This is a genomic window from Xanthomonas sp. CFBP 8152, assembly GCF_014199025.1.
Lineage (GTDB): Bacteria > Pseudomonadota > Gammaproteobacteria > Xanthomonadales > Xanthomonadaceae > Xanthomonas > Xanthomonas arboricola_B.
The window spans coordinates 713,576-735,766 of the sequence record NZ_JACHNO010000002.1 but is presented as its reverse complement, the minus strand read 5'-3'; the positions used below and the strand labels follow the sequence as shown (position 1 = coordinate 735,766).

At 67.6% G+C, this 22,191-nt stretch carries 22 protein-coding genes; 13 read left to right on the top strand and 9 right to left on the bottom strand.

Annotated features, from left to right (window positions below; all coding sequences use genetic code 11):
• Nucleotide 1: 1 nt before the first annotated feature.
• The 4 genes from FHT09_RS10795 to FHT09_RS10780 form a co-directional block, all read right to left on the bottom strand.
• On the bottom strand, nucleotides 2-1,456 hold the full coding sequence (locus FHT09_RS10795) for a nitrilase-related carbon-nitrogen hydrolase (RefSeq protein ID WP_104606246.1): 1,455 nt from the start codon (nucleotides 1,454-1,456) through the stop codon (nucleotides 2-4).
• 228 nt (nucleotides 1,457-1,684) lie between these two features.
• Nucleotides 1,685-2,188 (bottom strand): hypothetical protein, encoded by a 504-nt coding sequence (locus tag FHT09_RS10790; RefSeq protein ID WP_104606245.1) that lies wholly within the window; start codon nucleotides 2,186-2,188, stop codon nucleotides 1,685-1,687.
• Nucleotides 2,185-3,048 carry a DUF2145 domain-containing protein gene (locus tag FHT09_RS10785; protein WP_104606244.1) on the bottom strand — a complete coding sequence of 288 codons (864 nt, stop codon included), beginning with the start codon at nucleotides 3,046-3,048 and terminating at the stop codon, nucleotides 2,185-2,187. The genes FHT09_RS10790 and FHT09_RS10785 overlap by 4 nt, the downstream gene beginning before the upstream one ends.
• Nucleotides 3,049-3,097: 49 nt before the next feature.
• Nucleotides 3,098-4,054, bottom strand: a complete 957-nt coding sequence (locus tag FHT09_RS10780; RefSeq protein ID WP_104606295.1) for an ELM1/GtrOC1 family putative glycosyltransferase — start codon at nucleotides 4,052-4,054, stop codon at nucleotides 3,098-3,100.
• Nucleotides 4,055-4,190: 136 nt separating this feature from the next.
• Here FHT09_RS10780 and FHT09_RS10775 point away from each other — a divergent pair, with 136 nt between their 5' ends.
• A complete protein-coding gene (locus FHT09_RS10775; RefSeq protein WP_104606243.1) occupies nucleotides 4,191-4,781 on the top strand; it encodes a malonic semialdehyde reductase in 591 nt (196 codons plus the stop codon).
• Between the two features lie 233 nt (nucleotides 4,782-5,014).
• On the top strand, nucleotides 5,015-5,746 hold the full coding sequence (locus tag FHT09_RS10770) for a YceI family protein (RefSeq protein ID WP_104606242.1): 732 nt from the start codon (nucleotides 5,015-5,017) through the stop codon (nucleotides 5,744-5,746).
• 444 nt (nucleotides 5,747-6,190) lie between these two features.
• Here the strand turns inward: FHT09_RS10770 and FHT09_RS10765 are convergent, their stop codons facing one another.
• Nucleotides 6,191-6,979 carry a siderophore-interacting protein gene (locus FHT09_RS10765; RefSeq protein ID WP_104606241.1) on the bottom strand — a complete coding sequence of 263 codons (789 nt, stop codon included), beginning with the start codon at nucleotides 6,977-6,979 and terminating at the stop codon, nucleotides 6,191-6,193.
• Between the two features lie 485 nt (nucleotides 6,980-7,464).
• Nucleotides 7,465-8,013 carry a PadR family transcriptional regulator gene (locus FHT09_RS10760; protein WP_104606240.1) on the bottom strand — a complete coding sequence of 183 codons (549 nt, stop codon included), beginning with the start codon at nucleotides 8,011-8,013 and terminating at the stop codon, nucleotides 7,465-7,467.
• Nucleotides 8,014-8,200: 187 nt separating this feature from the next.
• Here FHT09_RS10760 and mdcA point away from each other — a divergent pair, with 187 nt between their 5' ends.
• The 9 genes from mdcA (at nucleotide 8,201) to FHT09_RS10715 (ending at nucleotide 17,047) form a co-directional block, all read left to right on the top strand.
• The gene (gene mdcA, locus FHT09_RS10755; protein ID WP_104606239.1) at nucleotides 8,201-9,847 is read left to right on the top strand and encodes a malonate decarboxylase subunit alpha; all 1,647 of its coding nucleotides are present in this window, start codon (nucleotides 8,201-8,203) and stop codon (nucleotides 9,845-9,847) included.
• Nucleotides 9,848-9,856: 9 nt separating this feature from the next.
• Nucleotides 9,857-10,174 (top strand): malonate decarboxylase acyl carrier protein, encoded by a 318-nt coding sequence (gene mdcC / locus FHT09_RS10750; RefSeq protein ID WP_104606238.1) that lies wholly within the window; start codon nucleotides 9,857-9,859, stop codon nucleotides 10,172-10,174.
• 124 nt (nucleotides 10,175-10,298) lie between these two features.
• A complete protein-coding gene (locus FHT09_RS10745) occupies nucleotides 10,299-11,201 on the top strand; it encodes a biotin-independent malonate decarboxylase subunit beta (protein ID WP_181141329.1) in 903 nt (300 codons plus the stop codon).
• Entirely contained in the window at nucleotides 11,192-11,896 is a 705-nt protein-coding gene (mdcE, locus tag FHT09_RS10740) for a biotin-independent malonate decarboxylase subunit gamma (RefSeq protein WP_104606236.1), read from the top strand. The genes FHT09_RS10745 and mdcE overlap by 10 nt, the downstream gene beginning before the upstream one ends.
• A 2-nt stretch (nucleotides 11,897-11,898) precedes the next feature.
• Nucleotides 11,899-12,540, top strand: coding sequence for a malonate decarboxylase holo-[acyl-carrier-protein] synthase (gene mdcG, locus FHT09_RS10735; RefSeq protein WP_104538667.1), 642 nt, complete (start codon nucleotides 11,899-11,901; stop codon nucleotides 12,538-12,540).
• 323 nt (nucleotides 12,541-12,863) lie between these two features.
• Nucleotides 12,864-13,709 (top strand): triphosphoribosyl-dephospho-CoA synthase MdcB, encoded by an 846-nt coding sequence (gene mdcB / locus FHT09_RS10730; protein ID WP_104606294.1) that lies wholly within the window; start codon nucleotides 12,864-12,866, stop codon nucleotides 13,707-13,709.
• A gap of 178 nt (nucleotides 13,710-13,887) precedes the next feature.
• Nucleotides 13,888-14,808, top strand: coding sequence for a malonate decarboxylase subunit epsilon (gene mdcH, locus FHT09_RS10725; RefSeq protein WP_104606235.1), 921 nt, complete (start codon nucleotides 13,888-13,890; stop codon nucleotides 14,806-14,808).
• 84 nt (nucleotides 14,809-14,892) lie between these two features.
• Nucleotides 14,893-16,248, top strand: a complete 1,356-nt coding sequence (locus FHT09_RS10720; RefSeq protein ID WP_104538666.1) for an SLC13 family permease — start codon at nucleotides 14,893-14,895, stop codon at nucleotides 16,246-16,248.
• A 79-nt stretch (nucleotides 16,249-16,327) separates the two neighbouring features.
• Nucleotides 16,328-17,047, top strand: coding sequence for a GntR family transcriptional regulator (locus tag FHT09_RS10715; protein ID WP_104606234.1), 720 nt, complete (start codon nucleotides 16,328-16,330; stop codon nucleotides 17,045-17,047).
• A 130-nt stretch (nucleotides 17,048-17,177) separates the two neighbouring features.
• Here the strand turns inward: FHT09_RS10715 and FHT09_RS10710 are convergent, their stop codons facing one another.
• From FHT09_RS10710 to FHT09_RS10700, 3 genes are read right to left on the bottom strand one after another with little or no spacing between them, the layout of a single operon-like run.
• Nucleotides 17,178-17,597, bottom strand: a complete 420-nt coding sequence (locus tag FHT09_RS10710) for an STAS domain-containing protein (RefSeq protein ID WP_104606233.1) — start codon at nucleotides 17,595-17,597, stop codon at nucleotides 17,178-17,180.
• Nucleotides 17,594-18,025 (bottom strand): ATP-binding protein, encoded by a 432-nt coding sequence (locus tag FHT09_RS10705; RefSeq protein WP_104606232.1) that lies wholly within the window; start codon nucleotides 18,023-18,025, stop codon nucleotides 17,594-17,596. Before FHT09_RS10705 ends, FHT09_RS10710 begins: the two co-directional genes overlap by 4 nt.
• On the bottom strand, nucleotides 18,025-19,974 hold the full coding sequence (locus FHT09_RS10700) for a SpoIIE family protein phosphatase (RefSeq protein WP_221230709.1): 1,950 nt from the start codon (nucleotides 19,972-19,974) through the stop codon (nucleotides 18,025-18,027). Before FHT09_RS10700 ends, FHT09_RS10705 begins: the two co-directional genes overlap by 1 nt.
• Nucleotides 19,975-20,272: 298 nt before the next feature.
• Between FHT09_RS10700 and FHT09_RS10695 the strand changes: the two genes are divergently transcribed.
• Together FHT09_RS10695 and FHT09_RS10690 are read left to right on the top strand one after the other, a co-directional pair.
• Nucleotides 20,273-20,872 (top strand): hypothetical protein, encoded by a 600-nt coding sequence (locus FHT09_RS10695; protein WP_181141319.1) that lies wholly within the window; start codon nucleotides 20,273-20,275, stop codon nucleotides 20,870-20,872.
• Nucleotides 20,869-22,191: an XVIPCD domain-containing protein gene (locus tag FHT09_RS10690; protein WP_104606230.1), complete on the top strand. Its 1,323-nt coding sequence runs from the start codon at nucleotides 20,869-20,871 to the stop codon at nucleotides 22,189-22,191. The genes FHT09_RS10695 and FHT09_RS10690 overlap by 4 nt, the downstream gene beginning before the upstream one ends.

Here is a 22,191-nt window from a genome sequence, read left to right as displayed (position 1 = left end):
ATTATCCGCGCGTTGACGCATGCAGGCCAGTGCGCCGACGCGCCACCAGGGCCAGCACCAACATCGCAAGCACGCACACGCCACCGAAGACATCGCCGACCTGCGTATACAACGTTGCCACTTGCGGGGCGACCAGCGCGCTGACACTTGCGCTCGTTCCAGGCATCGGCGCGCTCCGGGTCTGCAGCTGCGCACGGCCGTACGCATCGGTGACGATCAACAGCCCTTCGCGCGCATTACGCACCACGGTGTAGCCGTTCTCCACGCCACGCAGCGCGGTCATATGCGCCGACATCCAGGCATCGCGATAGGCGAAGTCCCAGGCCGGCACCAGCATGAGTGCGGCGTTGCGTTGGCCATTGGCGCGTGCCAGCCGTGCAAACAGCATGTCCTTGCAGATCGCCAGCCCCCAGCGCAGGTCATCGACGTGACGGATGGCGTAGTCCTGCCCGTGTGCGTAGTGCTGCGCGCGCTCGGGCGGGGCGAGAAACTGTTTCTCGTAGCTCTCCACGCGCACGCCCTGCGGATCGAACAACCAGGCAAGGTTGCGCGGCTGCGCGCCGTGTTCGGCAATCCCTACCAGCAGCCACAGCCGGTGCTGCCGGGCGAGCGCGCTGTAGTGCTGTTGCCACTGCGTCAGTTGCTGCGGTGGCAGCACTGCGATCTTTTCCGGCAACACCACCAGCTGCGCACCCTGCGCGGCGAGCGTGCCGATCAAGGCGTCGTAGCGATTGCGGATCGGTTGCCAGTACGCCGGTGCAGCCTTCGGGCCGATCGCATCGTCGATGGCCGCCAGGCCGATGCGCAGCGGCGTGCCGGCGACCGGCGTCTGCAGCCGCCACAGACCATAGCCGGTGCTTGCGGCCAAGGTCAGCGCCACGGCAGCGACGATCAGCAGCGGACGGCGCACAGCGTTGCCACGCCACACCAGCAACGCCAGCAACGAGGGCAGCAGACACACCACAAACAACAGCCCGGACACGCCGGTCAGTGCAGTGAGTTGCAGTAAAGGCAGCACATCGGCCTGCGAGTAAGCAGGGCTGCCCCAGTTACCGTCCGGCAGCAACCGTGCCATCAACAAATCGGCGCTGACCCACAGCAGCGGGTACGCCAGTACGCTCCAGCCGCTGCGCAGGCGCTGCACGATCCGGCGTGCGCCCATCACCACCGCATACCACACCAGCGCGATGCCGCAGGCGGCCATTATCACTGCAGGCAACGGCATCGCCAGGCGGAAGTAAGGCACATAGTGCATCGCGGCCATGCTGGTGGCGATCAGCACCGCAATACGTGCGTGCGCAGTGCGCTCGATCGTGTAGGCCAGCCACAGCAGCGGCGCCGGCGCCAGCCACACCCACCACCATGGCGGCTGCAGACCGATCCCGAACCACAAGGCCGCACCGGCGAACAGGGCGGCCAGCAGCATGCGCATGGGCGACAGCGGCGTGTGGTGCATTGCAGATCCAGTGGAAGACACGCAAGGATCATGCACTGGCGTGCTGGCGATCAGACAGTGACGATCGTCATCCGACTGCAGCGGTCATCAACGAACGTGGTGTTGCACTTCGGTAGACAATGGCCGATGTATCTGCCCACGCCGTGCGCAATACCTTACCTGTACACGTGAGGCGCCGTCAGCAACGCCCCATCGCAACCGCGGGTGTCTGTACGGCGTCTTCCATTATCACCAGGTGGTGCTGCTGTTCTGCGCAGCGGATTCTGCGGTCGGCACGAACGCCAGCGCCTGGCCTTGTGGCGACTGTACCGTCCAGCCCGCACCGGCCGGGCTCGGCTGGAAGCTCACCGTCTCGCCAACGTGGAAGCCCGCAGTCGGGTCGTCCTGGCGAGCCGGCCAGCGCAGCAGTGCCGTGTTCTCCGCTTTTGCGGGATCCTGCAACTGCACCTGGCAGCCGCCATCGGTGGTTTTTTCCACCGACTTCACCCGCATCGGCGGCAACGGCCCGGCCGAGGCCTTGTGCGATGCCTCGCTGAGCGCTTCAGAGCCTGCGATCGCACTATGGCCCAGCGCCAACGACACGAAGTACGGCGCGGAGATCACCAGGATCGCCGACATCGCCGAGGCGTCGCCGCGGGTGATCGTGGTCAAGCCTGCGTTGGCCTGCATCGGCTGGCCAAACGAGATGGCCAGCAACAGCCCAAGGCCGGCAGATCGAAGAGGGATGTTCATGGAGACGCTCCGTGCGTGGTGACGCTGCGTGGAATGGAATGATCCTGCTGCAGCATGTGTTGCTGCTGCAGGAAGTCGAACACCGACTCGACCGTGATCACCGAATAATTGCCGGAGAGGCGCTCGCTGGCGGGATGGTCGGTCACTGCGGCATTGGCGATGAAGAAACGTGCGCCGATGCGCTTGCTCAGATCCAGATGCAGGCGGGTGGGTTGATAACCGTTGCGCTTGAGCCAGGCCTGTGCGCTGCGTCGATCGCTCACCGGCGCAGGTGTCGCATCTGCTGCATTGGTCGCCGCCAATGCAGCCGCCAGCACTTCGAGCACCCACTGGTTGGAATTCTGATACTCGGTGGAGAACGGATAGGCGATCATGCTGTAGCGCGCCTCGTGCAGCGTGTGCGCCAGCGTGGCCGGATCCTGCAGCAACGTGCGCAGTTGCTGCTGCAGCGCCGGTGCCGGCACGCCGACGCGCAGATCGGCAGCGAGGGCACTTTCGCCGATGAAGTTGCTCAGGCCTTCGTGGTACAGCGCGGAGTTGTCCGACCTGCAGTGGTTGAGCAGGTGCTTCACCCGCCAGGTGCCGTCGTCCTCGCGCAACGCGAAGGCCAGATGGCTGTGTTTCAACCCATAGCGGCTCAGGTCCTGGCCGCCGCGTGCCAACAGCACGACCTGCGCACCGTCCACTGCGTCCAGCGCCTGCTGGGTGGATTTGGCCAGGTCGAACATCGCCGCCAGCGTGGCGGGCGCCGGATAGTGCGGGGTGCACACCGGCGCGGCGATGGCGTGGAGTGCGCACGTCAGGGATGCGAGCAACAGCGCTGCTGCAGGCCAACCGCGCCGTTTGTGTACAAGTCGCATGGGGATGCATCGTCCTTGTGTCTGCCGCGTGACATCGGCGGCGGCACCATCATACGTGCAGGCGCGCACGCACCAGTGCGGCGATGCGCTGGGTTTCGCGCAGTGGTTGACGCTGCGACGGCGTTGCCAAGACATCGCCGGCATCGCACAGACGGCCATGCGCCTGCAGTGCCCGTAGGTACGTGGCCACCCGTCCCTGCGCCTGTGCGGCAAACGCCGCTGCCACCGGCGCCCGCGTGGCGCAGGCTTCGGAGAGCAGGTTGACCGAGTCGGCACTGGCCACGATCGCATCGGCCCAGCCCAGCAGGCCGGCGTACGGATTGGGCCCGTCGCGCTCGTCGCACCACAGCAGGCCTGGCAGGCCTGGCAGGCCTGCACGCGCCTGGCGCAGCGTTGCGATCGCCTCGGGCGGGGTGCGCCGTGAGGTGGTGACCAGCAGGCTGCCGCCGGCCGCGAGCACCTGCGCGCGCAGGTGCGTGCACAGCGCCGCAAGCGCTTCGGTGGTCCAGGGCAGCTGCGCGGTGGGGCCGCCGATCAACAGCGCCACGCGCGGGCCGGGCAGCGCGCCGAGCGCGACGAAGGCCGCGCGCCCGGCGGCCAGCCAGGCATCGTCCACCGGATGCAGGCTGCCGAGCAGGGTGAGCACGTTGGCGCCACGCAGCCCATCGTGCTCGGGCACGATCAACAGATCCCAGTGGCGCGGGTCCAGGCGTGGGTCCAGCAGTTGCACCACCCGGCTGCCGCGCGCGCGCAGCAGCCTGGTGGCCAGCGCGGCCTGGCGCCCGCAGCCGATCGCCAGCACCGGCGGCTGCTGCAATTGCCGGGCAAAGCCGGGTCCAAAAGCGGCCTGCGCCCCCGGCAACAGGCGCGGTGCGGCCCAGCGCCACGGCATGCGGGCCTGCAGATGCAGCGCCGTGACCGGTGCGGCGTGCAGCGCCTGCGCCAAGGCCTCGGCCTGGCGGGCATTGCCGGCGCGGCCGTCGCTGACCGCCCAGGTCAGCGCCATCGTTTCAGATCCGACATAGATTTGTTTCAGATAGAGCGCGTGTTGCAGCAATCGCCTCACTCTACACTGCGGGTCTTCACGCTGGCGCCGGTGCTGCATCCTACCGTCGCCCATTCCCTTGCTTCCCGGAGTTTCCATGTCCGACTCGCTCGACGCTGCCGCGCTGGATCAGCTGTTCCGTACCGCCCGCACGCAAAACGCCTTTCTCGACAGACCGGTCAGCCAAGCGCAGCTGCGCGAGCTCTACGATCTGCTGAAGTGGGGCCCGACCGCGGCCAACGGGTCGCCGGCACGTTTCGTATTCGTGGCCACGCCGGAGGGCAAGCAGAAGCTCAAGCCGGCGCTGTCCGAGGCCAATGCCGCCAAGACGCTGGCCGCGCCGGTCACGGTGATCGTCGGCTCCGATGAGGATTTTCACGAAAAGCTGCCGTACCTGTTCCCGCATGCCGACGCCAAGAGCTGGTTCGAAGGCCCGCGTGAGGGGCGCGCGGCCGGCGCATTCCGTAACAGCTCGCTGCAGGGCGCCTACCTGATCCTGGCCGCACGTGCGCTGGGTCTGGATGCCGGCCCGATGTCCGGCTTCGACAATGCCAAGGTGGATGCGGCGTTCTTCGCCGGGACGCCGATCAAGTCCAATTTCCTGGTCAATCTTGGCTATGGCGATCCGGCCGGGCTGTTTGCGCGGCTGCCGCGGCTAAGCTTCGACGAAGCCGCACGTATCGAGTAACGGCGGCCGACACGGCGGCTGCGCGCACCGTCGGGCGCGCGCAGCCGGGCCCTCCGGCACGCAGGCAGCCACGTACACTCCGGCTTCGCAGCGCGCCACCCGCACCACCTGAACACCGTACGCCTTGTCCAATCCGCCCCAGGCGCACGTTTCCGCTTTGCTGCAGTCCTCGTCCGTCTGCGTCTGTTCCATCCGCGTTGATCCAATGCGGTCCCTCATCTCAAGGAGTTTCAATGAAGACCACCCACAAACTGTTGCTGCCGCTCGCCCTGACCCTGGCCATCGCCGCCTGCTCCAAGCCGGCCGACAATGCCGCCGCGCCGGCCACCGAAACCCCGGCCGCCACCGCACCGGCCGATGCCGCTGCCACTACTCCTGCCCCGGCTGCTGCGCCGGCCGCCTCGACCGCGCCGGCCGTGGAAGTGGCTTCGGGCACCTACACGCTGGACCCGAGCCACACCGACGTGCTGGCGCAGTGGAGCCACTTCGGCTTCTCCAACCCGACCGCGCACTTCGGCAATGTCGACGGCACCCTGGTGTACGACGCGGCCGACGTGACCAAGTCCACCGTGCAGGTCACCCTGCCGCTGTCTGGTCTGAACAGCTTCACCGCCAAGTTCGACGAACACCTCAAGAGCGGTGACTTCTTCGACGCGGCCAAGTTCCCGACCGCCACCTTCAAGAGCACCAAGGTCGAAGCGGCCGGCCCCAACAAGCTGACCGTCACCGGCGACCTGACCATCAAGGATCAGACCAAGCCGGTCGTGCTGGACGTCACCCTCAACGGTGCCGGCGAGCACCCGATGAAGAAGGTGCCGGCAGCCGGTTTCGACGCCACCGCCACCATCAAGCGCACCGACTTCGGCGTGGGCCAGTACGCCCCGAACGTCAGCGACGAAGTGAAGATCCGCATCACCACCGAAGCCCTGCAGGCCAAGGCCGGTGACGCCGCTGCTGCCAAGTAAGGCGCAGCGCAGTCGATGCATCGGTGCGAGCGATCGCACCGATGTGCGGAACGCCAAAGCCCGCCGACCGGCTTAAGGCTGTTGACTGAAGAAAACGGCGCCTCTCCACCTCGGTGGGAGGCGCCGTTTTTTTATGGGCATTGCGATCGAGCCCGCGGTGCCTTCGCCGTGCGCGGGACACGCCGCGAGCCCGCGAGCGGCGGGCACACCGCACCAGACAGTTTGTTGATCGTTTTATTGAAAGCCATGCGCACCGATCGACTCGACTGGTCCTTGGCCGTCCACCATCGCGGGGCCTTACGCGGCATGGATGCCGCGTAAGAGCCTACACGGACGTACTTGCGGCGTGCCCCGCGATGGTGGGCGGCCAAGGGCCCTGCGGAAAAGCCACAGATCAACTGCCGTTTGCGTGGAACCCCGCACCCAGCACCGCCGTGCTGTCCGTCAGTGCGGGGCTGATTCAGCCTTCCAGTAGCCCTTCGCGCGCACCGAGTCCTTGTCCACGCCCATGTGCTCTTCGAGAAACTTGCGCATCGCACGCGCGCGCATGGATTCGGTACCGATCCAGTAGAACGTGTCGCCGTCGTGCGGCTCGTAATCGCGCAGGCTGTCTTCCAGCAACGTGCTGCTGGCGGCATCGAAGCCGTTGCGTTCCAGCCAGTACACCTCCACCTCGGCGGCGCTGAGCAGCTCCTGGCGTTCGGCCGCATCGGCGATTTCGATAAAGACCTCCGCATGCATGTCGGCGGGCATGGCTTCCAGCCAGCGGCCGATCGCGGGCAGCGCGGTTTCATCGCCGATCAGCACGTAGTGGTCGTAGTCGTCGGCAACCAGGAACGAGCCGCGCGGGCCACCGATCTTCAGCGTGTCGCCGGGCTGTGCCTGCGCCGCCCAGCTGGAGGCCACGCCGTCGCCGTGCAGCACGAAGTCGATGCTCAGCTCGCCGCTCTGCGGATCGAATGCGCGCGGGGTGTAATCGCGGCCGGGCGAGGGCAGCGCGCCTTCGGCATAGCGCGGACCGTCCGGCGTCATCGTCGGCAGCACGAAAGCGCCATCGGCATTGGGGAAGAACAGCTTGACGTGATCGTCCGGTGCCTCGCTCTGAAAGCCGGCAAGCTCGCTGCCGCCGAACACGATGCGGCGCATCTGCGGGGTGAGCGATTCGCAGCGCACCACCTGCAAGGAGCGCAGGCGCGGATCGCGGCGGAGTTGGGTGTGGGTGTGGATGGCCATTGTGGTGCGATTCCTGGATGTGGCGCGCAGATGCGCGGCGGGGGAGTGACTGCAAACGATGATGCGACGATCTAGCCAGCCAACTGGCGAAAAACAGCGGTTGTTGCTCACCCTGCTCCCATCGAAGAAGGTGCCCCGCAGGGGCGGATGAGGGAACGAGCGAAGCCTCGTGCAGTTGCAATGACACGTGGCTTCGCCCTTGACCCTCACCCCAATCCCTCTGCCGAGGGAGAGGGGCTCAGTTACCGACGCCTGAAGGTGTGTTGATTCTGAGACTGCATTTCGATCAGAACAGGCAGCTACGCCGCTGCGAAATAAGCAAGGTCGATGATCGGAATTTGCAGACTCACGAATTCGCAGAACACTGCATGCATCGGGGCTGCACATCACTGCGCCCACAACGTCGACACTGCGATGACATGCAACTACCGCAAAGGGTGATCAGGCGGCATCGGCTTGTCTAGGAGTTGCAGCAGCACACGCACTCAGCCGTCGTCGTGCTCCATGCCGTCAGCGGCGGCGTTGAGTAGCGCGGCAATGCGTGTGGTTTCTGCATCCGTCCATTGCCCGTGCCGTGCAAACAGCCCGTGCTTGATGCGGTGGATGGCCTCGCGAATCGGCGCCGGTGTCTGCGCCTTGATCAGCGCGCGCGCGCGGCGGTGGGTGCGGGCCAGCGCCGCATCGAGTGCGTCGCGGTGCTGTGCCGCATGCATGCGGCCGGCCGCGCTGACCTGGTAGCGCTTGCGGCCCTCGTCCAGCACGGTCTGCACCCATCCCTCGGTTTCGAGTTGCGCCAGTGCCGGATAGATGGCGCCCGCACTGGGCGTGTAGAGGCCTTTGAACAGCGCAGTGATCTGCCGCATCAACTCATAGCCATGGCGCGGCTGTTGCTCGATCAGCGCCAGCAGCAGCAAGCGCAGGTCGCCATGTTCCAGTGGTCGCGCGCGCGCACCGCCGCCGCGGCGCGTGGCGCTGCGCGCAAGGGACGGATCGAGTTCATTCGGCAAGTCGTCGTGGCGAGAGCGCACTGTCATTCGATATAGCGAAGCATGGCGAAAAGATATATCGAAGTGGGATCGCCCGCAAGCACCTGCCGGTTGCCGGGCCGACCAGCCTGGCTGTCCCTGCGGGCCATGCTGCAACGCGGCTAGACACTACAGCTCTCCATAATTACGATGTAATTACTTCGACATTACGGGCTTTGCCCGGTGAGGCAGACGCATGAGTCGACAGTGGGACACCCAGGCCGAGAGCCGGCGCCAGCGCCTGCAGCGCGCCGCAGCCCTGGCGCCGCAGGGGCGCGTGGTGGCCGCCGACGACGTGGTGGCGCTGCTGGAAGCGGTGATCGAGCCGGGCGACCGCGTCTGCCTGGAAGGCAATAACCAGAAGCAGGCCGACTTCCTGGCGCGCTGCCTCACCGAGGTGGACCCGGCGCGCGTGCACGACCTGCATATGGTGCAATCGGTGTTGTCGCTGCCCGCGCATCTGGACGTGTTCGAGCGCGGTATCGCCAAGCGGCTGGATTTCTCGTTCTCCGGCCCGCAGGCCGCGCGCCTGGCCGGGCTGGTTGGCGAGGGCCGCATCGAGATCGGTGCCATCCACACCTATCTGGAATTGTTCGGCCGCTATTTCATCGACCTGACCCCGCGCATCGCGCTGGTCACCGCGCAGGCCGCCGACCGCCACGGCAATCTCTACACCGGCCCGAATACCGAAGACACCCCGGTGATCGTGGAGGCCACCGCGTTCAAGGGCGGCATCGTGATTGCGCAGGTCAACGAGATCGTCGACACGCTGCCGCGCGTGGATGTTCCGGCCGACTGGGTGGACTTCGTCACCCAGGCACCCAGGCCCAACTACATCGAACCGCTGTTCACCCGCGACCCGGCGCAGATCTCCGAGATCCAGGTGCTGATGGCGATGATGGCAATCAAGGGCATCTATGCCGAGTACGGCGTGGACCGGCTCAACCACGGCATCGGCTTCGACACCGCCGCGATCGAACTGCTGCTGCCCACCTACGCCGAGTCGCTGGGGCTGAAAGGCAAGATCTGCCGGCACTGGGCGCTCAATCCGCACCCGGCGCTGATCCCGGCGATCGAATCGGGCTTCGTGCACTCGGTGCATTCGTTCGGCTCGGAACTGGGCATGGAGGCCTACATCGCCGCGCGCCCGGACATCTTCTTTACCGGTGCCGACGGCAGCATGCGCTCCAATCGGGCGTTGTCGCAGACCGCCGGTTTGTATGCCTGCGACATGTTCATCGGCTCCACCCTGCAGATCGATCTGCAGGGCAACAGCTCCACCGCCACGCGCGACCGCATCGCCGGTTTCGGCGGCGCGCCCAACATGGGTTCGGATGCGCGCGGCCGCCGGCACGCCAGCGCCGCCTGGCTCAAGGCCGGGCGCGAGGCGGCGCGCCCCGGCGAGATGCCGCGCGGGCGCAAGCTGGTGGTGCAGATGGTGGAAACCTTCCGCGAACACATGGCGCCGGCCTTCGTCGACAAGCTCGATGCCTGGGAACTGGCCGAGCGCGCCAACATGCCGCTGCCGCCGGTGATGATCTATGGCGACGACGTCAGCCACGTGCTGACCGAAGAAGGCATCGCCAACCTGTTGCTGTGCCGCAGCGGCGAAGAGCGCGAACAGGCCATCCGTGGCGTGTCCGGTTACACCGCCGTCGGCCTGGGCCGCGACAAACGTGCGGTGGAAAACCTGCGCGATCGCGGCGTCATCAAGCGGCCGGAAGACCTGGGCATCCGTCCACGCGATGCCACGCGCGACCTGCTCGCCGCGCGCACGGTCAAGGACCTGGTGCGCTGGTCCGGAGGGTTGTACGACCCGCCGAAACGTTTTCGCAACTGGTAGGGGCACGGCATGGAAACCCTGCGGTATCGCTTCGATGGCCAGCATGGCGCGCGCGCCGGGCTGGATCATGCGCTGGTCGGCGTGGTCGCCTCCGGCAACCTGGAAGTGCTGGTCGAGCGCGTGCCGCTGGACGGCGCGATGGAGATCGAGATCCTCACCGCCGCACGCGGTTTCGGCACGATCTGGCAGGCGGTGCTGGACGATTTCGCCGCGCGCCATCCGTTGCGCGATGTGCGCATCAGCGTCAACGATGTCGGCGCCACGCCGGCGGTGGTGAGCCTGCGCCTGGAGCAGGCGATGGACGTCCTGCAGGGAGCCGCCGCATGAGCCACCCGTCTCACCCCGTAGGAGCGCACCCGGGCGCGACGGGCGTTCCCGGTAACGCCGCAGTCGCGCCCGGGTGCGCTCCTACGCATGTCGTCGGGAGATACGTATGAGCACCACCATCCCCATGGCCGAGCGCAGCTATTACGAGGCCGATGCGCGCGAGCGCATCGATGGCGTGCTGGATGCCGGCAGCTTCGGCGAATTCGTCGGCCCGCGCCGTCGCCTGATCAGCCCGCATCTGGCCCAGCTCGACACCCCCGGCGCCTTCGATGACGGCATCGTCGTCGGCGAAGGCACACTGCGCGGGCGCAACGTGCTGATCGCTGCGCAGCAAGGCGCCTTCCTGGGCGGCGGCGTCGGCGAGGTGCACGGCGCCAAGCTCACCGGCCTGCTCGAACGCGCCGCCGCCACGCAACCGGCGGCGGTGCTGTTGCTGCTCGACACCGGCGGCGTGCGTCTGCACGAAGCCAACGCCGGGCTGATCGCCATCTCCGAAATCATGCGTGCCACCTTGAACACGCGCACCGCCGGCGTGCCGGTGCTGGCCTTGATCGGCAGCGGCAATGGCGCCTTCGGCGGCATGGGCATCGTGGCGCGCTGCTGCAGCGCGGTGATCATGTCCGAAGAAGGCCGCCTGTCGCTGTCCGGCCCGGACGTGATCGAAACCGTGCGCGGTGTGGAGGAGTTCGACGCACGTGACCGTGCCCTGGTGTGGCGCGTCACCGGCGGCAAGCACCGCTATCTGCTGGGCGAGGCGCAGACGCTGGTGGCCGACCGTATCGCCGCATTTGCCGATGCTGCCGTGCAGGCGCTGGACACGCTGACCGAGCCGGCAGGCGAGGCCGCGCTGCAGGCGCTGGAAGCTGCACATCAGCAATTGTCCAGCCGCATCGCCGCCTACGGCGATTGCCGCGATGGCCTGGAGATCTGGCAGCGCCAGGGCATTGTCGAGGCGCAACGCCTGCCGTTGCTGGACACCGACGCCTTCCTCGCCGCCACCGCCGACCGGAGCACGCCATGGAACTGAGCCAACTGCTGGACCGGCTGTTTCCGCTCGGCCACGCCATCGCCCGCAACGACGATGTGCTCACCGGCAGTGCCACCACGGCCGCGGGCGAGGTCACCGTGATCGGCACCGCCAACAAGCTGGAAGTCGGCGTGGACCACGCGCTGGCACTGGCGGCGACCGTGTTGGCGAGCACGCGCGCGCATCCGCAGCGGCCGATCGTGATGCTGGCCGACACCGCCGGGCAACGGCTGGCGCGCCGCGACGAACTGCTCGGTATCAACGGTTATTTCGCGCATCTGGCACGCGCGCTGGACCTGGCGCGCAAGCGCGGCGCACGGCTGGTCACGCTGGTGTATGGCGAATCGGTCAGTGGCGGCTTTCTGTCGTTCGGTCTGATGGCCGACCACATCCACGCATTGCCGGATGCGCAGATCCGGGTGATGGATCTGCGCGCGATGGCCCGCGTCACCAAGCAGAGCGTGGACACCCTGCAGGCACTGAGCAAGAGCTCGCCGGTGTTCGCGCCTGGCGTGGAGAACTACGTGCGCATGGGCGCGGTGGAGTCGCTCTGGGACGGCGATCTGGCGCAGGCGCTGGGCGATGCCCTGGCCGCGCCCAGCGATGGCGATCAACGCCGGGCACTTGGCGCGCAGCGTGGCGGGCGCACCCTGGCGCGCGATGTCGCTGCCGCAGTGGCTGCGGGCGAGGCCTGAGCATGCCCGGCCGCCACGCACTGGTGTGGTTGCAACCGGACGCGCGCTGGCAAGCGCTGACGCCGGGTGCGCAGCCACGGCTGCAGCAGTGGTTCGCCGCGGGTCTGCCGGCAGTGGTGGCACGCGGCGATGGCAGCGAGGCACCCGGCAGCCTGCGGCTCGGCGTGCCGTTGCCGCCAAGCGAAGGCAAACAGCGCCTGGCACTGAGCGCCGGCCTGGACGAGGTCGCGCGCAGCACCGCGCCATTGGCGCTGGACGCCGTGATCGCAGCCGCACCCTCCGCGACGCAGCCTGCACTGCAGGCCTTGCTGACCCAGTGCAATGCCAACGCCCTGCAGCCGCGCGTCTTCGGCAGCTTCGCATGGCAGGCCCTGACCGGGCTTGCGTATGTGCATGCGCAATCGGATCTGGACCTGTTGTGGTCCATCGCCACACCCGAGCAGGCGCAGGCAGTGGTGACAGTGCTGCAGCGTTGGGAACAGCGTCACCGGCTGCGCGCAGACGGCGAACTGTTGTTGCCCGACGACACCGCGGTGAACTGGCGCGAATACGCCGGCAGCGCACAGCAGGTACTGGTGAAGTCCACCAACGGCTGCCGCCTGCTGCCGCGCAGCGCGCTGTTTCCGGTATGGAGCGCGGCATGAGCACGCTGGCCGAACGCACCGCCGATGCCGGGCGCTCCGTGACGCATTGCAACGCGGTGGAGCGGCAGCGGCCAATGACAAGGGCGAAAGAGGCAGGCATCGCAGCATCCCTGGTTGGTACAGACAGCCCAGCGATGCATCTGGTTCGTGCGGACACCCAATCGACACCGACATCGACACTGGTACCGGCAGCACCGCACGACGTACCGTCGCAGCCGCTACTGCGCCTTGCCCCTGCAGGCACTGGTTCGGACCGCGTGCATGCGCCATCGCGCGCTGCACGCACACATGGCGAGCTGCAAGACAGTGCAGCGCGACAAGGCATATCGCATCCCGAAGCCGGCACCGCCAGCGCACTGGCGCATCGGCTGGGACGGCTGGCGGTCGCCGCCCTGCATGCAGAACTCTGCTGCGCACCCAAGCCCGGCCTGGTCACGCCGCTCGACAGCGGCAGCCATGCCGATATGGACGCGTCGACGTTCCTGCGCAGCCTGTTCGCCTTGCGCGGCTACTTCGTCGCGATTGCACAGGCCGGTATCGACAACGCGCCGTTCGAGCAATTGCGCCAGCTCGGCATCGCGGCCGAAGCGGCGATGCTGCGCGCCACCGGCGGCATCAATACCCATCGTGGTGCGATCTTCAGCATGGGCGTGCTCACTGCGCAGGCGGCGCGCGTGCGTGCCGTGCACGGTCATGCCCCTACCGGCGAAGCAGTCTGCAACGCGGTGCAGGTCTGGCGCGATGCGCTGCGGGCCGCACCGCTGGATCCACGCAGCAATGGCCAGCGCGTGCGTGCAGCATTTCGGATCAGTGGCGTGCGCGAACAGGCTGCAGCCGGGTATCCATTGCTGCGCGAGATCGCATTGCCGTGTCTGCGTGGCGCACTGCCCCGCGGCGCCACGCGCGAGGCCGCACTGGCGCAGACCTTGATGCACCTGATTGCCGAGGTCGACGATCTCAACCTGCTGCACCGCGGCGGGCAGGAAGGGCTGGCTTACGCCAAGGCGCAGGCGCGTGCGTTTCTGGCCGATGGCGGCATCGCACACCCGCAGTGGCGCGCGTGCGTGCACGCCATCGGCGCGCAATTTGTTGCGCGTCGCCTGAGCCCGGGCGGCAGCGCCGATCTGCTGGCCTGTGCCTGGTTCCTGCACTGCCAGGAGACGGCATGAGCCGGTGTCGACCACTGGCAACTGCGAAGGCAACGTCCACGCAGGCGTGCGGCGGCGCCGCTCTCTTTATTGCCTCAGGCAACGGCCTGCTTCGCCTGGATACGGAACAAAAGGCTTGCAGCGCGAATAAGGGCGACGCTCGCACAAGGCATAGCATTTTCTGCAAGCAGGCCATCCAATGAGCCTGGCCGTGCTCTGTCCCGGCCAGGGTGGGCAGCACGCCGCGATGTTCGCGCGGGTTGCCGATGCGCCGGCCGCGGCCGAGGTGATCGCCGCCGCGAGCAAGGTGCTTGGCGCCTCGGCGCAAACGCTAGCCGCAGACAACTCCCGCTACACCAATGCCATCGCACAGCCGCTGGTCTGCGCCGGCACGCTGGCGCACTGGCAGGTGCTGCGTACACAGCTGCCCACGCCGGTGTTGGTGCTGGGCTACAGCGTCGGCGAGCTGGCCGCGCATGCGGTCGCCGGCAGCATGGAGATCGCCACCTGCTTGCAGCTGGCTGCCACCCGCGCGCGCCTGATGGATGCGGCCAGCCCGCAACAAGCCGGCTTGATGGCGGTGCTCGGGCTGCCGCTGCGCACGCTCGAGGCGCTGTGCCGGGCGCATGGCGCGGCCATCGCCATCGTCAATGGCGACGACCACGCCGTGCTCGGTGGCCCGCAGGCGGCGCTGCAGGCACTGGGCGATGCAGCGCAGGCGCAGGGCGCACGCGTCACACCGTTGCCGGTGAGCGTGCCGGCGCATACGCCGTGGTTGCGTGCGGCCGCCGACGCCTTCGCCGTCGAATTGAACAATGCGGCCGTGCAGGCGCCCAGGCTGCGCGTGCTGGCCGGCATCGATGCGCGTGCTGTCACCACGCAGGCCCTGGTGGTGGACACGCTGGCCGCACAGATCGCGCAGACCGTGCGCTGGTACGAGGTGCTGGTGCAGGCCGCCGAACGCGGCGCGCGCGTGTTTCTCGAACTGGGGCCCGGCAGCGCATTGGCGCGCATGGCACGCGAGCGCGTGCCGGGTTGCGAGGCGCGATCGGTCGACGAATTTCAGAGCACCCACGGGGTGGTCGAGTGGGTCAACGCCGCATGCGAGCGCGCGGCATGACGGTCGAGGTGGTGCACACGGCGTGACCCCTGGGTGGCGGGTGGCCATCCGTGCTGTACGCGTATCAGGTGTCTGGGAGGGCGCATGACCCCGCAAATTGCAACGATTCTTGGCTTGGTGATCATGTTCATCGTCGCCACCGCATTGCCCATCAACATGGGCGCGGTGGCCTTTGCGCTGGCCTTCATCATCGGCGGTGTGTGGGTGGGGCTGGACGGCAAGGAGGTGCTGGCCGGCTTTCCGGGCGACCTGTTCCTGACCCTGGTCGGCATCACCTATCTGTTCGCCATCGCGCAGAAGAACGGCACCATCGATCTGCTGGTGCATTGGGCGGTGCGCGCGGTGCGCGGGCGCATCGTCGCCATTCCCTGGGTGATGTTCGTCATCACCGGTCTGCTCACCGCCTTCGGTGCGCTCGGGCCGGCGGCGGTGGCCATCATCGGCCCGGTGGCGCTGCGCTTTGCCAAGCAGTACCGCATCAATCCCTTGATGATGGGCCTGCTGGTGATCCATGGCGCGCAGGGCGGCGGCTTTTCGCCCATCAGCGTGTATGGCGGCATCACCAACAAGGTGGTGGAAAAGGCCGGGCTGGACGTCACCGAGATGGCGGTGTTCCTCACCAGCCTGGGTTTCAACCTGATGATGGCGATCATCTGCTTCTGCGCCTTCGGCGGGCTCAAGCTGATGCGTCGGCAGGAGGTCTCGCTTGCCGATGCGCAGTATGTGGCGGTGGCCGACGACCAGGCCTCCAAGCGCCCGTTCGCGATCGAAGGGCATGGCTCGCTGGTGGCCGCCGGTGGCGGCACCCTGTCGACCAATCCGCTGGCGCTGGAGGCGGTCGCCATCACGCGCGATCGGGTGATCACGCTGGTCGGCCTGCTCGGCCTGGGCATCGCCGCGCTGGTCTACAACCTCAACGTCGGGCTGGTGTCGATCACCGTGGCGGTGGCGCTGGCGCTGATCTCGCCCAGCGCGCAGAAGGGCGCGGTGGACGGCATCAGCTGGTCCACGGTGCTGTTGATCAGCGGCGTGGTGACCTACGTGGCGGTGCTGGAAAAGGCCGGCGCGGTGGACTACATCGGCACCGGCGTGTCGCAGATCGGCATGCCGTTGCTGGGGGCGTTGCTGGTCTGTTACGTCGGCGGCGTCGTTTCCGCGTTCGCCTCGTCGGCGGCGGTGCTGGGCGCCACCATTCCGCTGGCGGTACCGTTCCTGATGCAGGGCCAGCTCGGCGCGGCCGGGGTGATCTGCGCGCTGGCGGTGTCGTCCACCATCGTCGATGTCAGCCCGTTCTCCACCAACGGTGCGTTGGTGGTGGCCTCGGCCGCCAAGGAAGAACGCGACGCGCTGTTCCGCCGTTTCCTGGTCTACAGCGGGCTGGTGGTGCTGCTCGGGCCGCTGGTGGCCTGGCTGCTGTTCGTGGTGCCGGGCTGGCTGTGATCCGGCCCGCGTCCGTCAGGGTGTCGGGGCGCCCCAGTAGAATGGGCGCCCCCACGCCAGCATCGACGACCCGCCTGCCATGACCCTCGCCCCTGATTCGCGCAGCGCCAAGAAGCGCGTACCGCTGTACGAGGAAGTGGCCGAGCGCCTGCGCCAGAAGATCTACGACTACGCGCTGCCGCCGGGCGAATGGATCGACGAGCCGGCGCTGGCCGAGGAACTCGGCATCAGCCGCACCCCGCTGCGCGAGAGCCTCAAGCTGCTCGCCGCCGAAGGCCTGGTGCAACTGGACGCCGGCCGCGGCAGCCGGGTCACGCGGCTGACGCTGGAAGACCTCAACCAGTTGTTCCCGGTGATGGCGATGCTGGAAGGCCGCTGCGCGCACGATGCGGTCAAGCGCATCGACGCGGCCGGCGTGCAACGCCTGGAAGACCTGCACGCGGCGATGGAAGCCGCCGCCACCGCCGGCGACCTGGCCGAGTACTACCGCAACAATTATCTGATCCACGAGACCGTGCAGCAGTACGCCGGCAATCCGTGGTTGATCCGCGTCACCCACGACCTGCACCGCATCCTCAAGATGCACCGTGGCCGGCAGCTGTTGACGCCCGGGCGCATGGCGCAGTCGCTGGCCGAGCATCGCGAGCTGATGGCGTGCGTCCGCCGCAGCGACGCCGAAGGCGCGGAGCGCACGATGCACGGGCATCTGCTGAGCCAGGGCCAGGCGTTGGCGGCGTATGTGGCGGCCGGGGGCATGTTGAACGTGCCGGCGCCCTTGCCGAGGGTAGGCGGGAGGTAGGCGTTGGCGCTGTCCGGCGCATCATCACGTGCACCATCGCATTTGCCTTCTCCTGCCGGGGTGCACTGCTGCCGTGCGCGTGCCGTCTGCATCCAGCCGGCGGCGCTTCGCTGCGCGGCGTTGGCCGTTCTCAGGCCTCGGCGAAATGCGGCACGATCGGCGTATCGCCCTGCGCATGCTGTTCGATGACCTTGCGCTGCATCGCCGCCAGGTAGACATCCAGCTCTTCGGTGGAGGCGAAGACATCGCTCAGCGGCACTGCCTTGACCATGTCGAAGACCTTGCGGATCTGCGGCTGCGGGTTGGTCACCAGCACCTTGCCCTGGCGCGTGGCCAGTGCCTTGCGCGCCTTGAAGATGCAGCGGATACCGGCGCTGGAGATGTATTCCAGCGCGGTCAGGTCCAGCACCAGCGTGGTGATCAGGGTGCCCAGCAGCGGCGACAGCGCCGTATCCAGATCCTGAGAGGTGTGGGTGTCCAGGCGCCCGGTCAGGATGACGCGTTGGCGGGTGTCCTGCGGCGGGTCGATCTGGATGGCGAGCGTGGTCATGACAGTGCCTCGGGGAGGGGGGCGTATGGGTGCAGCAGGGTGACGCGCACCACGTTGTATGCACCATCGCGGCGGTAGTCGATGTGATCGGCGAACTGATGCACCAGGAACAGCCCCAGCCCGCCGATCGCGCGCTCGTCGAGCTCGGCACTCAGGTCCGGCATCGCGGCGGTGCTGGGGTCGAACGCGCTGCCGGGGTCATGCATCTCCAGCACCAGCGCCTGCGGGTCCAGCTGCAGTTGCAGGCGCAGCGGCTGCTCGGCGCACTGGCCATGGGTGAGCGCATTGCAGCCAAGCTCTTCCACGATCAGCCGCACCTGGCCGATGCGCTCGGCGTGCAGGCCTTCCAGCGTGAGCGAGTGTTCCAGCGCGTCGTTGGCGCCGGCCAGCTGGGCCAGCGAGGGCGCGATGGCCAGGTCGAGCTTCATCAGGTCGTTGCCTTTCCGGGGGCATCCCGGCCAGCGTCTGCGACCGGTCCAGCATGCTCCTGGCGCAGCCGGATCGCCAGCAGGGTGATGTCGTCGTACGGGTCGGCCTGGCCGGTGAAGTGGGCAATACTGGCGATCACCGCCTTGCACTGCGCCGCCGCGCTGCGGCGTGGCCGCAACGCACCGAGCAGGCGCTCCAGCCCATAGCTGGCGCCCTGCTCGTCCATCGCCTCGGTCACCCCGTCGGTATAGCCGAGCAGCGTCTGCCCGGCGCACATGCGGCCCTGCAGCACCGGGTAGGCGACCTGCGGCTCGATCCCCAGTGGCGCGCCGGTATCCAGCGGCAACGGCCGCGCGCTGCCGTCGATGTCGATCAACACCGGCGGCTCGTGGCCGGCACTGGCCAGCCAGTAGTCGCCGTTCACCACATTGATCACCCCGCACAGCACCGTGGCGAACATGCAGGTGTCGTTGTTTTCGGCCAGCCGCGTGGAGGCGGCGATCAGGATGCTGTCCGGGCGCGTATGCCGGCGCGCGGCGATTTCCAGCACGCTCACCGCGCGTGCCATGAACAAGGCGGCCGGCACGCCCTTGTCGGACACATCGCCCACCACGAACCACAGCAGCCCCGGCTCGGTCTCGACGAAGTGGTAGAAGTCCCCGCCCACCGCCTTGGCCGGCTCCAGCCAGGCGCAGGTTTCCAGATGCGAACCGGCGCGGTCGAAGGTACGCCCGGAAGGCAGCATCGCCTGCTGGATCTCGCGCGCAATCTGCAGCTCGCTGTGCATGCGCTCGCGGGCGGCGGTCATCTCGCCGATCTGCACGATGTGGTCGCGGATCGCATCGCGCGCGCTGTCGAACGCACGCGCCATCACGCCCACCTCGTCGCGGCGTTCGATGTGCGGCAGCGGGTACTCGAATTCGCCACGGCGAAAGTGCTCGGCGGTATCGGTCAATTCCTCGATCGGGCGCGTCAGCTTGCGGGTGATCCGCCCCATCAGCCACCACCACACCACCGCACCCAGCAACGCCGCCAGCGCCACCCACGCGGCCAGCCAGTTCAGGCCCGCCAGCACATAGCCTTCCGAGGCGGACAGCACAAAGGTCCAGCCACTGCGCCCCACTGCCGCGCTATGGGTCAGAAAGCGCTCGCCATCCGGCGCGGTGTGCGCAAACGAGATCGGCTGGCCCGCCGCCACCGCGCGCTGCAGCGGCAGCAGGTCGGGCCGCGACTGCGCCACGTAACGCTCCAGCGTGTAACGCAGGTTCAACGCCGGGTCGGGGCCGAACACCAGCATGCCTTCGGGCGACAGCAGCATCGGCCGGATGCCGATGTCGCGCGGCAACTGGTCGATGATGTCGCGCAGGTGCTGCAGCGGCAGGTCCACGCTGACCATGCCCACCGGCGCGGCATCCACCGCATCGCCCGGGCGGCGCAGCGGCAGGTTGTAGCTGGTGTATAGCGCGCTGCCGCCATCGGTGGTGAGATACGGCTCGGACCACCACGCGCGCCCGTCGCGCTGGGTGCGCAGATACCACGGCATCGCGCGGTAGTCGTAGCCCAGGTCCTGCACCGATTTTTCCAGCACGCGCGCGCCGTCGCGATGCACGTACCAGACAAACCCGGTGTCGCGCGCCTTCTGCGTGCGCGGCTCGATGATCAAGCGCGCCGCACCGATATCCGGGTCGCCGCTGAGCGTGGCCAGCAGCAGGGCGCGCAGATTGAACGGCTGCAGCCCCACCGCACTGCTGCTGGCCGCCAGCGTGCGGCCGCTCACCTGCACCGAGTCGAGCATCGCCGCCAGGCTGCGCGCGGTCTGCTCGGTCAGGCCATCCACCTCGGTGCGCGCCGCCTCCACCAGCTCGGCGCGTGCGCCCAGGTAGAACACCGTGCCCAGCAACGTCAGCAACACCACCAGCACCGCGGTGGCGGCCAGCAACACGCGCATGCGCAGGCTGTGCCGCCAGTGCACCCGCGCAGTGACGGCCACGCTGTCGGCTGGCGATGTGGGACCTGTGGCGATGGCGCGCTTCCGTGGTGGCGGATGGCCCCGATCATGGCAGTTTTGCGGCCGCCGGCAACCGGCTCACGGCCGCCTCATCCTCAGCTGCCGTAAATTGACCCCAGCGGGTCAAGCAAACTAGATTGACTCCCCCCTATCGCCATGGAGGCCGGCCTTGCGCCAGATTCTGACCCCGAGCCTGCTGGCCCTTTTGCTTACGGCCTGTAACGCCCCGGAGACCAGCATGACCCAGACCCAATCCCCCGCAACCGAGGCCGCCGCAGAAGCCGACGTCGAGGCCGGTGGCCGCGGCCTTGCCAAGCTCAATCCCAACCCGCGCAAGGCCTACGAGCTCACGCTGACGCTGGACGAGGCGCCCGGTGCGTTCGGCCTGGTGCAGGGCGCGGCGCAGTACGACGTCAGCAACGAAGCCGAATGCGGCAAGATCCAGCCCGAAACCGGCACCGCCGGGCGCATCACCAGCCAGGAAGACTTCGCACTCAAGAAGATCTCCGACACCGAATACCGCGGCACCGTCTATCTGGACCTGATGCAGGACGAGGACTACTACGGCCGCGGCGTCTGCCACTGGGAATTCAGCGGCGCCAGCGTGCTGTTGAAAGCCACCGGTGCCGAGGAAGAAACCCGCTTCCTGTCGTTTATCGAAGGCAAGACGGTGACTGCGCAGCAGCCGCAGACAAAGCACTACTGGAAGAAAGGCTATCCGCGCTCGGAGTCCGAGAGCTTTCCGGACACAGGTGAGCTGAGCCCGGACAAGTTCAAGCCCGAGATCCGCGACAATCTCTTCACCATCACATTGGCTGCCAAGGAAGTTGCGCCATGACCGTCCCATCGCAGCACTACGCCAACTTGTCCGAGGACACGTACAAGAATCACGCGGTTGGGCGGCGCGCGCCGGGTCATGAGGAATTGGTTCCGGTCGGAAACGAGAAGTACGCCATCCTGGAGCATGTCGACAACAAGGCCACCGGCTATCAGGGCACGATCTACCGCCGTGAAAGCACTGGCGAAATCGTTGTCGCGCACCGCGGCACCGAGGGCAAGATCGACGACATCCTGACCGATGCATCGATGGTGCGCAGCCGCCACAACCCGCAAGCCGACGATGCGCTGGCGCTGACCAAGCATGCACTCGACTACGCAAAGGACTACGGCAACCGGACCGGGCACCAGCCGGAAGTGACGATGACGGGCCATTCGCTCGGTGGTGCGCTCGCACAGATTTCCGCACACCACTACGACCTCAAGGGCGAAACCTTCAATTCGTATGGTGCAGCCAGCCTGTCCTACCGGATTCCGGAGGGCGGTAACACCATGGTGAACCATGTGATGGCGTCCGACCCGGTGAGTGCAGCGTCGCCGCATTTCGGCCAGGTGCGCATCTACGCAAAACCGGACGAGATCAGTACGCTCGGTCACGCCGGTTACAGCAACAGCAGAGCGAACTTTCTGATTCCGGATTCTCCGGTGCTCGCTGCAGGAACCTCGTTAGGCGCGCACAAACTCGACAACTTCTTGAAGGAAGGTTCCGTCCTCAGCGATCCGAGTGCGCGTACGCTTGCGGAAACCAACAAGCGCATGATCAACGAGTACCGCACCGATCTGGATCAGATCCGCGCCGGCATCACCGTCATCAGCCGCAGCGGTCGCGGCCTCGGCCAGGACGCCATCGACGCCATCCGCGGCCCGCTCGCTCCAGGCGAGCCCGCCAAGCGCGACGCACGCGAACACGGCAACGACCACACCTCGCTGCGCATCGACCAGCCGGGGCATGCGGGCAACACCTTGTTCCAGGACGCGCAGCGTGGCGTGCACGCACAGGACGCACGCGCAGGGCGCACGCCCGACCAGCAAAGCGCCCAGTTGTCCGGCTCGCTCGCCTCGGAAATGCACGCCGTCGGCGGCCAGCGCATCGACGCGGTGATGATGAGCCCCGATGCCGCACGCACCTTCGCCGTGCAGGGCCGCGTGGACGACCCCGCGCAGCTGCGCGTCAGCGTGGAGACGGTGGCCGCCATGAGTACCCCGCTGGAGCAAAGCAGCCAGCGCGTGGCCGACAACGCCGCACGCCAGTCGGTGGCGCTGGAACAGCAGCAAACCCAGACCCAGCAACAACAGCAGGGCGCACGCGCGCTGGGCTGA

Excerpts from the sequence above, each read along its gene's own strand:
- FHT09_RS10765 (WP_104606241.1), bottom strand. The coding sequence starts at position 6,979 with ATGGCCATCCACACCCACACCCAACTCCGCCGCGATCCGCGCCTGCGC.
- mdcE (WP_104606236.1), top strand. The coding sequence starts at position 11,192 with ATGGAACTGAGCCAACTGCTGGACCGGCTGTTTCCGCTCGGCCACGCC.
- FHT09_RS10795 (WP_104606246.1), bottom strand. The coding sequence starts at position 1,456 with ATGCACCACACGCCGCTGTCGCCCATGCGCATGCTGCTGGCCGCCCTG.
- FHT09_RS10720 (WP_104538666.1), top strand. The coding sequence starts at position 14,893 with ATGACCCCGCAAATTGCAACGATTCTTGGCTTGGTGATCATGTTCATC.
- mdcG (WP_104538667.1), top strand. The coding sequence starts at position 11,899 with ATGCCCGGCCGCCACGCACTGGTGTGGTTGCAACCGGACGCGCGCTGG.
- FHT09_RS10695 (WP_181141319.1), top strand. The coding sequence starts at position 20,273 with ATGACCCAGACCCAATCCCCCGCAACCGAGGCCGCCGCAGAAGCCGAC.
- mdcH (WP_104606235.1), top strand. The coding sequence starts at position 13,888 with ATGAGCCTGGCCGTGCTCTGTCCCGGCCAGGGTGGGCAGCACGCCGCG.
- FHT09_RS10770 (WP_104606242.1), top strand. The coding sequence starts at position 5,015 with ATGAAGACCACCCACAAACTGTTGCTGCCGCTCGCCCTGACCCTGGCC.
- FHT09_RS10705 (WP_104606232.1), bottom strand. The coding sequence starts at position 18,025 with ATGAAGCTCGACCTGGCCATCGCGCCCTCGCTGGCCCAGCTGGCCGGC.
- FHT09_RS10790 (WP_104606245.1), bottom strand. The coding sequence starts at position 2,188 with ATGAACATCCCTCTTCGATCTGCCGGCCTTGGGCTGTTGCTGGCCATC.
- FHT09_RS10785 (WP_104606244.1), bottom strand. The coding sequence starts at position 3,048 with ATGCGACTTGTACACAAACGGCGCGGTTGGCCTGCAGCAGCGCTGTTG.
- FHT09_RS10710 (WP_104606233.1), bottom strand. The coding sequence starts at position 17,597 with ATGACCACGCTCGCCATCCAGATCGACCCGCCGCAGGACACCCGCCAA.
- FHT09_RS10780 (WP_104606295.1), bottom strand. The coding sequence starts at position 4,054 with ATGGCGCTGACCTGGGCGGTCAGCGACGGCCGCGCCGGCAATGCCCGC.
- FHT09_RS10775 (WP_104606243.1), top strand. The coding sequence starts at position 4,191 with ATGTCCGACTCGCTCGACGCTGCCGCGCTGGATCAGCTGTTCCGTACC.
- FHT09_RS10760 (WP_104606240.1), bottom strand. The coding sequence starts at position 8,013 with ATGACAGTGCGCTCTCGCCACGACGACTTGCCGAATGAACTCGATCCG.
- mdcA (WP_104606239.1), top strand. The coding sequence starts at position 8,201 with ATGAGTCGACAGTGGGACACCCAGGCCGAGAGCCGGCGCCAGCGCCTG.
- FHT09_RS10715 (WP_104606234.1), top strand. The coding sequence starts at position 16,328 with ATGACCCTCGCCCCTGATTCGCGCAGCGCCAAGAAGCGCGTACCGCTG.
- FHT09_RS10745 (WP_181141329.1), top strand. The coding sequence starts at position 10,299 with ATGGCCGAGCGCAGCTATTACGAGGCCGATGCGCGCGAGCGCATCGAT.
- mdcC (WP_104606238.1), top strand. The coding sequence starts at position 9,857 with ATGGAAACCCTGCGGTATCGCTTCGATGGCCAGCATGGCGCGCGCGCC.
- FHT09_RS10690 (WP_104606230.1), top strand. The coding sequence starts at position 20,869 with ATGACCGTCCCATCGCAGCACTACGCCAACTTGTCCGAGGACACGTAC.
- FHT09_RS10700 (WP_221230709.1), bottom strand. The coding sequence starts at position 19,974 with ATGCGCGTGTTGCTGGCCGCCACCGCGGTGCTGGTGGTGTTGCTGACG.